Here is a 9,978-nt window from a genome sequence, read left to right as displayed (position 1 = left end):
GCCAGCCCCTTTCGGGAACCCGCCACATCAGCTCACCAGCTCAACACCCTACAGCAAGGGCCCCGCTCAACCGCGCCGTCGTTTCACACCACAGCGCCTCGCGGTGACCGGGCTTATATGGGGAGAGGTAGCGCCTGTCAAAGGGAGTTTCGCACTTTTCCGCATACGTTACGTGCGCTCTACAACTCGTTGATCTTTCATACATCCGGCATCTCAGTCCGGAAGCTTCAGTCTTTCCCTTGTTGCTCTCCAGGCGAAGCCGCGGCGCCCCTCCCGCCACGCCTTATCTCATCGATGGGCAACAAGCAGCGGACATCCCTATGGGGAGCCTTTCCCCCTGACGGACCAGTATCGCGGGTAAAGGCTGCACCATCCGGTCCCGCAACAGCAAACCGCCTTCACCCATCACGCCTGGGATGCGGCACCGACACCTGGCCAATTCAGGCCGCGGCGCCGATGGTTTCCAACTCGGCCCGGAAACCTGCGGAGATATGCCGGCCCAGTTGCACCGCCAAAGGCACATCGTGCCGCACATGCAGGGCGATCTCGAAATCCGGCAGGGATGGCAGCCCATCCTCCGGCCCCACCACCCGCAAGCCGGACGGCAACGACCCCGCCAAGCCCAGCGTCACGGCCAGCCCGGCCAGCGCGATGGCATGCGCCCCGGTCTGCGAGGCGGAACTATAGGCCACCCGCCAGGGCAGTGCGGAACCGTCGAGCGCCTGCACCGCCGCACGGCTCCAGGCACAGCCGGTGCGGCACAGCGCCACCGGCAAGGGCCGACGCAGATGCACCGGCAGGGCGGCGGCACTGACCCAGCGCAGCGGCCCGCGCCACAGCCGCTCGGCGCCCAGCCCGGCCCCGTCCATGCCGGCGGAAAACAGGGTCAGATCCAGCTCCCCCGCATGGAAGCAGCGCAGCAGGTCCGTGCTGGGCAGGCAGACCACCTCGATCTCCACCGCGGGGTGGGACTGCGCGAAGGGCGCCAGGATCTCGGGCAGCCAGACCAGCGCGTAGTCGTCGGGTGAACCCAGCCGGACATGCCCGGCCAGCTCGGGCGTGCGGAAGCCCGCGATGATCTCGTCGTGCATCTCCAGCAACCGCCGGGCGCGGTCCAGCAGCCAGGTCCCGTGCGAGGTCGGCACCAAACCGCGCGCCCCGCGGGTCAGCAGCGGTTGCCCGAGCATGTCCTCCAGCCGGCGCATCTGCATGGACACCGCCGATTGCGTGCGGCCGACATGCTGGGCCGCACGCGTGACGCTGCCACCTTCGGCCACCAGCACGAAGGAGCGCAGCAGGTCGGGGTCGATCCCGGGAGGCAGGGCGAGCATGGGCATCAATCTCGCTGATGGAGAACAGCAAAACAACTCGTTTCCCTCATGCAGCGCGGCTCGCCATACAGGAGGCGTCGCAGCAATCCTGAAGGAGACACGACGATGTCAGCCCATGCCACCCCCGCCCCCTATGCCCTCGGCGCGCATGCTCCGGCCGGGCGCGGCAAGCGGGCCACGGCCTGGTGGGGGATCATCGTCCGCAGCCTGCAGGCCATCGAGAGCCGACGCCTGCTCGCGCAGATGGACGACCGCATGCTGTCGGATGTCGGCATGAGCCGCAGCGACGCGCTGCGCGAAGCGGCGCGGGCGCCCTGGGACGTGGGCCCGCAGCAGCGGATCTGAGCAGCGCCTCGCGGCACGGCGGGAAACGTCGCGCCGGGCGGGAACTCCGGGTTCCCGCCGCACGCTCCGGTTCCCGTGGACCAGCGTGGAACGCCGCATCCTGCGGCCGCAAGCCCGGCCCTGCCCTGACCTGCCAAACGTTCTGGCAGACCCGGCTTGGCCCATAGCGGGACAGGAAGTTTGCCTCTTCGGGCAGCACCATCCTGTCCCGTCGCGTAAACTTGGCCGGCCTGCACGGCCGAGCGGGAGAACGGTTGCAAGCGTCTTCCGGCGCCTGCCCCCGCCCCTCGCAGGGCCCTGTCCCAGAACAGCACGCAGCATCCCTCCCCTGGCACGACGCTGCTCGCCTTGCCGTGCCAGCCTTCCTCCCCTGCCCACCCCGCAGGAAGGCGCAGCGGCAACCCCGCCTGAGCGCAGCAGACCCGGCAACCGACAGCGAACACACCTCCCGGTGAGCACGACGCAACCCCTGGCCGCCGCGTCGCGCTTGACCCGACGCGACCGCGTACCCGAACATACAGTGAACAGACACCCACCCACCCCGGAGTCGAGCGAGTGCCCCCCGCGCCTTCCCCCATGGACCGGCCTGCCCTGCTCGCCGCGCTTCGTGCCCGCGTCGGCCGGCTGGAGCGTGCGGGTGCGGCGGAAGCCCTGGCCCGCACGGGTGAGCACGCGATCCCGCTGGCCCCCGGCATCGATGCCGCCCTGCCCGGCGGCGACGGGCTGCCACGGGCCGCGCTGCACGAGATCCTGGCCGCCGGCGCCGGGGCCGCGGCCGGCTTCGCGGCGCTGCTGCTGGCGCGCAGCGGCGGCACCGTGTTCTGGATCGCCCGCCGCCCGGATGCCTGGCCGCCCGGCCTGGCACGCTTCGGCCTGTCGCCCTCGCGCCTGGTGCTGGTGCAGGCCGAGGCTGAGTCGGATGCCCTCTGGGCCATGGAAGAAGCGCTGCGCTGCCCGGCCGTGTCGGGCGCGCTGCTGATGCACGAAGCGTCCGGCCGCCCGCCCGATGGCGTCGCCGCGCGGCGGCTGCAACTGGCGGCGGAAACCGGCGGCGGCATCGGCCTGCTGCTGCGCGAGGACGAGGACTCGCCCGGCCCGGTGCTGGCCACCACCCGCTGGCGGATCTCGGGCCGCGCCGGCACCGGCCTGTCGCGGCACGACCTCGGAGACCCGCAGTGGTGCCTGGAACTGCTGCGTGCCCGTGGCGCCAAGCCCGCCAGCTGGAACGTCACTTGGCGCGCCGGCACGGAAACCCTGGTGCCCGAAGGCATGGCCGACCACGACGCGGAGGAGGATGGATGCGACGACGCGTTTGCCGCCCGCCTCGACTGATCACCGGCGGCGCGCCGGCCCTGCCGCCAGCCCTGCCGGAGGCGGGCGCGGCATCGCTGCCCCAGCGCCGCTTCCTGGCGCTGCACCTGCCGCGCCTGGCCACCGACCGGCTCGGCGGCACCGGGCCACTCGTGACCTGGGGACTGCGCAGGCAGCGCCGGCTCGTGCTGGCGGTCAACGCAGCGGCCGAGGCGGCGGGGATGCGCCCGGACCAGCCGCTGGCCGATGCCCAGGCGATCTGCCCCGGCCTGCGCGCCGAGCCCGAGGCGCCGGACGCCGTGCGCGACCTGCTGCACCGCCTCGGCCTCTGGGCGCTGCGCTACACGCCGCTGGCCGGGATCGACGCCCCGGACGCGCTGCTGCTCGACATCACCGGCTGCGACGCGGGCTGGAGCGGCATCGCCGCGCTGCGCGACGACGCCGTGGCGCGGCTGGGGCGGCGCGGCCTCGCGGTGACGGGCGCCGTGGCGGGCACGCCGGATGCGGCCCTGGCCCTGGCGCGCGCCGGCCGGTCCGCCCTGGTGGCGCCCGGCGCCGAGGCGGCCGCCACCGCCCCCCTGCCCCTGTCCGCCCTGCCGCTGGAAGTGTCGCTGCGGACGGCCCTGTACCGCCTGGGCCTGTGGCATGTGGGCGACCTGCGGGCGCAGCCGCGCAGGCCGCTGGCGCGTCGCTTCGGGCCGGAACTGCTGGCGCTGCTGGACGGGGTGGCCGGGCAGCGCACGCGTCCGATCCTGCCGCTGCGCCCACCGGCGGAGTTCCTCGCCGCCCGCGACCTGGCCGAGCCGATCGTGACGCGCGAAGCGGTGGACGCCGTATTCGCCCTGTTGCTGGACGATCTCTGCGTGCAGCTATCGGAAGCCGGGCGCGGTGCCCGCCGCCTGCTGCTGCGCGCCCACGGCGTGGACGCCGCGGTGCAGGAGATCACGGTGGGCACCACCCTGCCGATGCGCAGCCCCCCGCATCTCGCCCGCCTGTTCCGCGACCGATTGGAGGAGCTGGCCCCCGGCTTCGGCTTCGACCGCCTGTCCCTGCACGCCGAGCTCACCGAACCGCTGGACGCCGCGCAGGATGGCTTCGCCGGCAGCGACGCCGCCGGGGCCTCGAACCGCGCTGCGCTGTCGCAGCTGCTGGACCGGCTGGCGCTGCGGCTGTCCGTGTGGCGCCTGGCGCCGCAGGCCTCGCACCTGCCGGAACGCGCGGCGACCCGCGCCCCGCCCTTGTCCGAGGATACCGCCACCCCCGAGCACTGGCTGGCTCGCCCGCGCCCGGTGCGGCTGCTGCTGCGTCCCGAGCCGGTGGAGGTGGTGGCGCTGCTGCCCGACGACCCGCCCATGCTGCTGCGCTGGCGCAACCGCAGCTTCCGCGTCCGCCGCGCCGAGGGACCGGAACGCGTGCTGCCGGAATGGTGGCGCGACGCCCCGAACCGCGCCGCGCGCGACTATTACCGGCTGGAGGTGGAAAGCGGCGAGCGGCTCTGGGTCTGCCGTGTCGGGCATTCGACCCCGCCGCGCTGGTTCCTGCACGGCTTCCTGGCGTGACCTTCGGCGGCAGTGCCCGTGACTCCCGGGAGGGAGAAGGAATTCTCCCTCCCGGACCCACCCTCATCTTTTTTCGGGAGCTGCCGGATCTGGTTGGAAACGTCGGGCGCCGCGGGACTCAGAAAACATTCATGCTGTCCGCACGGGCTGACGCGGCAATCGCCGGAGGGCATGGCCCTCCGGCGCGACCGACGTCGCAGCCCAACCCGCGGCAGCACTCCCGAAAGAAGATGAGGGGGAGGGTCCGGGAGGGGGAGAATTCCTTCTTCCCCTCCCGGGACCACGGGCCGACCGCCCGGATCGAGGGCCGACCGAGCGTGTCACCCGGATGACCGGCTACGCGGAACTCGGCGCCCTTTCCAACTTCACCTTCCTGGAAGGCGCCTCCCATCCGCATGAGCTGGCCGACACCGCCAAGGCGCTGGACCACGCCGCCTTCGGCATCGCCGACCGCAACTCCCTCGCCGGCGTGGTGCGCGGCATGGCGGCGGCGGAGGACACCGTCCTGCGCTACGTGGTCGGCTGTCGCCTCGCGCTGGAGGATGGCCAGGAATACCTGGCCTGGCCCGCAGACCGCGCCGCCTATGGCCGCCTCACCCGGCTGCTCAGCCACGGCCGCATGAACGCGCCCAAAGGTCAGTGCCGGCTGACGCGGGAGGACCTGCTGGACGCGGCGGAAGGCTGGGTGCTGGCGCTGATCCCACCCGACCTCCCCGGCGCCAGCTTCGCCGAGCGCCTGCACCGCGACGCGCAGGCGCTGCGCCGCCGCGCCCCGCTGCCGGCCTTCTGCGCCGCCATCCACCGCTACGCCGGCGACGACGCCAAGCGGCTGGACGCGCTGGCGCGGCTGGGCGCGCCGCTGCTCGCCGCCGGCGGCGTGCGCTTCCACGTGCCAGAGCGTCGCCGGCTGGCCGACCTCGTTTCGGCCATCCGCCTCGGCGTCACGCTGGACCGGCTGGGCTACGCGGCCGCCCCCAACGCCGAGGCGCACCTGAAGCCCCCGGCAGAGATGGCACGCCTCTTCGCGCGCTGGCCGGAGGCGGTGTCCAACACCCTGCGCGTGCTCGATGCCTGCACCTTTTCCCTGCGCGAGCTGCGCTACGAGTACCCGGAGGAGATCCTGGAGCCCGGCTTGTCCGCGCAGGCCGCGCTGGAACGCCGGGTGCGGGAAGCGGAACGCGAGCGCTGGCCGGACGGAACGCCACCCGCCGTGGCGAAGCAGCTGGCAGAAGAATTGTGGCTGATCGCGCACAAGGCCTACGCGCCCTACTTCCTGACGGTGCACGAGATCGTCCGTTTCGCGCGATCAAAGGACATCCTGTGCCAGGGCCGCGGCTCGGCGGCGAACTCCGCCGTCTGCTACGTGCTGGGCATCACCTCCGTCGCCCCCGACAAGCACCAGCTGCTGTTCGAGCGCTTCCTGTCGATCGAACGTGACGAGCCGCCCGACATCGATGTGGATTTCGAGCACGAGCGGCGCGAGGAGGTGATCCAGCACCTCTACGCGCGCTACGGCCGCCACCGCGCCGCGCTGGCCGCCACGCTGATCCGCTACCGCACGCGCTCCGCCATCCGCGAGGCCGGCAAGGCGCTGGGCCTGGGCGAGGACATCACCGCGCGCCTCGCCAAGGGCTCCTGGGGTCCCGGCCACGCCGAGCTGGCCGACCTCGCGCGCGAGGCAGGGCTGGACCTGGAAGCGGAACCGCGGCTGGGCATGGCCATCACGCTGGCCGCGGAACTGGAAGGCTTCCCGCGCCACCTGTCCACCCATGTCGGCGGCTTCATCATCACCCAGGGCCCGCTGACCGAGCTGGCCGTGGTCACCAGCGCCGCCATGGCCGACCGTACCACGGTGGAATGGGACAAGGACGATATCGAGGTCCTGCGCATCCTCAAGGTCGACGTACTGGGGCTGGGGATGCTCAGTTGCGTCCGCCGCGCCCTCGACCTCATCGTCCGCCACGGCGGCGAGCGCCACTCGCTGCAATCCGTGCCGCAGGACTGCGAGAAGACCTACGCGATGCTGTCGCGCGCCGACACGGTGGGCGTGTTCCAGGTCGAGAGCCGGGCGCAGATGAACATGCTGCCCCGCCTGCGCCCGCGCGTATTCTACGACCTCGTGGTGGAGGTCGCGATCGTGCGTCCCGGCCCGATCCAGGGCGACATGGTGCATCCCTACCTGCGCCGCCGCAGCGGCGAGGAAGCGACGGAATACCCAAAACCTGAGTTACGGGAAGTGCTGGAAAAGACCTGGGGCGTGCCGCTGTTCCAGGAACAGGCCATGCGCATCGCCCAGGTCGCGGCCGGCTTCTCGCCCGCCAAGTCGGACCTGCTGCGCCGCGCCATGGGCACCTTCAAGGGGGGCGGCGACATTCCGAAATTCCGCGACGAGCTCATCGCCGGCATGGTGCGCAACGGCTACGAACAGGATTTCGCCGAGCGCTGCTTCCGCCAGATCGAGGGCTTCGGCTCCTACGGCTTTCCCGAGAGCCACGCCGCCTCCTTCGCGCAGCTCGTCTACGTGTCCGCCTGGATCAAGTGCCACCACCCCGCGGTCTTCGCCGCAGCGCTGCTGAACAGCCAGCCGATGGGCTTCTACGCCCCCGCCCAGCTCGTGCGCGACGCGCGCGAGCACGGCGTGCGCGTCCGTCCCGTGGAGGTGACGCGCAGCGACTGGGACTGCACGTTGGAGCCCGATCCCGACAGCACCGGCGGCCTGGCGTTGCGGCTGGGGCTGCGGCTGGTGCAGGGCCTTGCCGCCGCCGAAGCCGACGCGCTGGTAGCCGCGCGCCCCTTCGCCGACCTGCCAGACCTGCTGCGCCGCACCGGATTGCCGCGCGACGCGGTGGCGGCGCTGGCCCGGGCCGACGCCTTCCGCGGCCTCGGCCGCGAGGGGCGGGAAGCACTGTGGGACGCGCAGGCCGTGGAACGCACCCCCGGCCCCGGCGACCTGCCCCTCTTCGCCGCGGCCGAGGCGCGGCCCAGCCTGCCCGCCGTCACCGCCGGCGAGCGCACGGTGTTGGACTACGGCGCCACCGGGCTGACGCTGCGCGACCACCCACTGGCGCTGCTGCGGCCGCAGCTGGACGCGCTGGGGCTGGCCGACACCCGCGTCCTGGCCGCGGCGCGGCGCGGTGCCCGGCTGCGGCTGCCCGGGCTGGTGCTGGTGCGGCAGCGGCCCGGCTCCTCCAAGGGCGTGGTGTTCTTCACCGTGGAGGACGAGCACGGAGTGGCCAACCTCGTGCTCTACCCGTCCGTGGTGAGCGGCCACCGCGCCGCCGTGGTCGGCGCCCGGCTGGTGATCGCGGAAGGCCGGCTGGAGCGCGAGGACCGGCACGAGCGCACCGCCATCCCCATCCTGCACCTCGTGGTGCAGCGGCTGCTGGACCGCTCGGACCTGCTGGACGGTTTGCACCTGCTGGGCGATGCCCGGCCCTGGACGCGCCAGCTCGCCCGCGCCGACGAGGTGGCGCGCCCGGTTCCGGCCCGGCGTAGCCCCGGTCCCCCGAGCGACGCCCCGCGCCTGCCACGATCGCGCGACTTTCACTGATCGTAGAACTTGCGAACGGTTCTCATTTGCGACAACCTGCGACTCCACCCCGCAGGAGCGAGCCGCATGGCCACCCACGGACTGCCCGCCTGGCCCTGGACCGACGCCGCGCCGGAGGACCTACCCGCGCCCGAGGCGCTGCTGCTGGACGCCATGCGCGCCTGGGCCGCCGCCCGCCGGCAGGGCTGGCCCTCGCAGCATGCCGCCGCCCTGCCCCTGGCCACGGCCGGGCTGGGAAGCGCGGCGGTGGCGCTGGACACGCTGCTGCTCTCGGCCGTGACGCCGGCGGCGCTGGGCTGCCCGCTCTGCCCGCGGCTGGTGGGGGCGGAACCGGCACTGCTGCTGGCCACCGCCCTGGCGCAGCGCGGCCCGCGCCGCGAAGCCCTGGCCGCCTTCCTTCGCCTGGCGCCGCCGCACACCGCCTACGCCGCCATGGGTGCCGCGCTGAGCCTGTCGCTGAGCTTCCGCCGTGCCGGCCTGTGGCTGGACAACCCGATCCGCCGCGCCGCCGATGTTTCGCGTCCGTAATCGGTGATGAAGCAGGCTTAAGAGAAACGCGGGTCGAAGCGTTACTCGGCGCCTTCCACCTCCCTGTTACACGGCCGACCCGGCCGATGCACCTTGGAGGCCTCCCGATGTTCGCACCGCGTGCGAGAAACACCCTGGCCGCGGCCCTGCTCGCCGCGACCGCCCTGGGCGGCGTGTCCGCCCTGCCCGCGCTGCACCACGCCGAGGCCGCGCCGATCGCGGCGGTGGCGGCGCAGCCCGGCGGCTTCGCCGACCTCGTGGAGCGCGTCTCCCCCGCGGTGGTCAAGATCGCCGTGGTCGGCATGGCCGGGCCGGAGGACGGCGACGACGCCCCGGCCGGCCGCGCCACTCAGCAGCGCCGGGTGATGGGCCAGGGCTCCGGCTTCATCGTGGACCCCTCTGGGCTGGTGGTGACCAACTTCCACGTCGCCGGCCGCGCCGAGAAGATCGTGGTCAGCCTGGCCGACGGCACCGAGCTGCCGGCCCGCGTGGTGGGCAGCGACGAGCGCACCGACCTCGCCCTGCTCCAGGTCGCCACCGACAAGCCGCTGCCCGCCGTGAGCTTCGCCGACGGCGCGGCGCCGCGGGTGGGCGACTGGGTGCTGGCGGTGGGCAATCCCTTCGGCCTCGGCCCCAGCGTGACGGCCGGCATCATCTCCGCCCACGGCCGCGACATCGGCGCCGGTCCCTACGATCAGTTCCTGCAGACCGACGCGCCGATCAACCCCGGCAACTCCGGCGGGCCGCTGTTCGACACGCAGGGCCGCGTGGTGGGGGTGAACACCGCCATCCTGTCGCCCTCCGGCGCCAGCGCCGGCATCGGCTTCGCGGTGCCGGCCGACCTCGCCTCGCGCGTGGTGGCCTCGCTGCGCTCCGACGGGCGCGTGGCGCGTGGCTGGCTGGGCGTGCAGACCGAGACCCTGGCCGAAGGCCCGCGCAACGGCGCCCTGGTGGCGGGCGTGCTGCATGACGGCCCCGCCGCCAAGGCCGGCCTACGCCCGGGCGACGTAATCACCGCCGTGGACGGCCAGCCCGTGCGCGACGCCCGCACCCTGGCGCGGCTGGTGGCGGATCACCGCCCCGGCGGCGAGCTGTCCCTGGCCATTGCGCGCGGTCCGGCCTCGCTGAACCTGCGCGCCAAGGTGCAGGACCAGCCGGAGCTGCACGGCCGCAGCTGATCGCGGCGGGCGGAGGGAAGGAAAGGCCGGGGGAGTGAACTCCCCCGGTCCCCCTCCTTTTTTCAGGCTCAAAAGTACCCGGCGGCCACGGGTGCACCCGAAACTCCCGAAAATAGAAGGGGGTTCCGGGGGGGATACTTCCCCCCGGCTTACGTTTCTCATCCGGCCAGCACAGA

Annotated in this window: 7 protein-coding genes; 6 read left to right on the top strand and 1 reads right to left on the bottom strand. The window is 73.1% G+C overall.

Translation table 11 applies throughout. From position 1 onward, the window contains the following. Positions 1 to 440 precede the first annotated feature (440 nt). Entirely contained in the window at positions 441 to 1,331 is an 891-nt protein-coding gene (locus ACLIBK_RS22175; protein WP_415389490.1) for a LysR family transcriptional regulator, read from the bottom strand. Positions 1,332 to 1,436: 105 nt separating this feature from the next. On the opposite strand from ACLIBK_RS22175, the gene ACLIBK_RS22170 reads away from it, so the two are divergent. The 6 genes from ACLIBK_RS22170 to ACLIBK_RS22145 all read left to right on the top strand — a co-directional run bounded on the left by ACLIBK_RS22170 (position 1,437) and on the right by ACLIBK_RS22145 (position 9,802). Beyond that, positions 1,437 to 1,676: a DUF1127 domain-containing protein gene (locus tag ACLIBK_RS22170; RefSeq protein WP_415389489.1), complete on the top strand. Its 240-nt coding sequence runs from the start codon at positions 1,437 to 1,439 to the stop codon at positions 1,674 to 1,676. A gap of 576 nt (positions 1,677 to 2,252) precedes the next feature. Then, positions 2,253 to 3,008 (top strand): ImuA family protein, encoded by a 756-nt coding sequence (locus tag ACLIBK_RS22165; protein ID WP_415389488.1) that lies wholly within the window; start codon positions 2,253 to 2,255, stop codon positions 3,006 to 3,008. Continuing rightward, positions 2,975 to 4,546, top strand: a complete 1,572-nt coding sequence (locus ACLIBK_RS22160) for a DNA polymerase Y family protein (protein WP_415389487.1) — start codon at positions 2,975 to 2,977, stop codon at positions 4,544 to 4,546. Before ACLIBK_RS22165 ends, ACLIBK_RS22160 begins: the two co-directional genes overlap by 34 nt. 328 nt (positions 4,547 to 4,874) lie before the next feature. Then, positions 4,875 to 8,096, top strand: a complete 3,222-nt coding sequence (locus ACLIBK_RS22155) for an error-prone DNA polymerase (protein ID WP_415389486.1) — start codon at positions 4,875 to 4,877, stop codon at positions 8,094 to 8,096. A gap of 66 nt (positions 8,097 to 8,162) precedes the next feature. Then, positions 8,163 to 8,624, top strand: a complete 462-nt coding sequence (locus tag ACLIBK_RS22150; RefSeq protein WP_415389485.1) for a hypothetical protein — start codon at positions 8,163 to 8,165, stop codon at positions 8,622 to 8,624. 107 nt (positions 8,625 to 8,731) lie between these two features. Continuing rightward, a complete protein-coding gene (locus ACLIBK_RS22145; RefSeq protein ID WP_415389484.1) occupies positions 8,732 to 9,802 on the top strand; it encodes a S1C family serine protease in 1,071 nt (356 codons plus the stop codon). The last annotated feature ends 176 nt before the right edge of the window (positions 9,803 to 9,978 follow it).

Origin of the sequence: Roseomonas sp. BN140053 (genome assembly GCF_047690175.1) — a bacterium.
In the GTDB taxonomy this organism is placed as follows: domain Bacteria; phylum Pseudomonadota; class Alphaproteobacteria; order Acetobacterales; family Acetobacteraceae; genus Roseomonas.
Note: the sequence above shows the minus strand (reverse complement) of the source record. Positions and strands in the feature narration are given on the sequence as shown.

Bases quoted from the DNA above. Each gene is read 5' to 3' on its own strand.
- ACLIBK_RS22175 (WP_415389490.1), bottom strand. From the start codon at position 1,331: ATGCTCGCCCTGCCTCCCGGGATCGACCCCGACCTGCTGCGCTCCTTC.
- ACLIBK_RS22170 (WP_415389489.1), top strand. From the start codon at position 1,437: ATGTCAGCCCATGCCACCCCCGCCCCCTATGCCCTCGGCGCGCATGCT.
- ACLIBK_RS22165 (WP_415389488.1), top strand. From the start codon at position 2,253: ATGGACCGGCCTGCCCTGCTCGCCGCGCTTCGTGCCCGCGTCGGCCGG.
- ACLIBK_RS22160 (WP_415389487.1), top strand. From the start codon at position 2,975: ATGCGACGACGCGTTTGCCGCCCGCCTCGACTGATCACCGGCGGCGCG.
- ACLIBK_RS22155 (WP_415389486.1), top strand. From the start codon at position 4,875: ATGACCGGCTACGCGGAACTCGGCGCCCTTTCCAACTTCACCTTCCTG.
- ACLIBK_RS22150 (WP_415389485.1), top strand. From the start codon at position 8,163: ATGGCCACCCACGGACTGCCCGCCTGGCCCTGGACCGACGCCGCGCCG.
- ACLIBK_RS22145 (WP_415389484.1), top strand. From the start codon at position 8,732: ATGTTCGCACCGCGTGCGAGAAACACCCTGGCCGCGGCCCTGCTCGCC.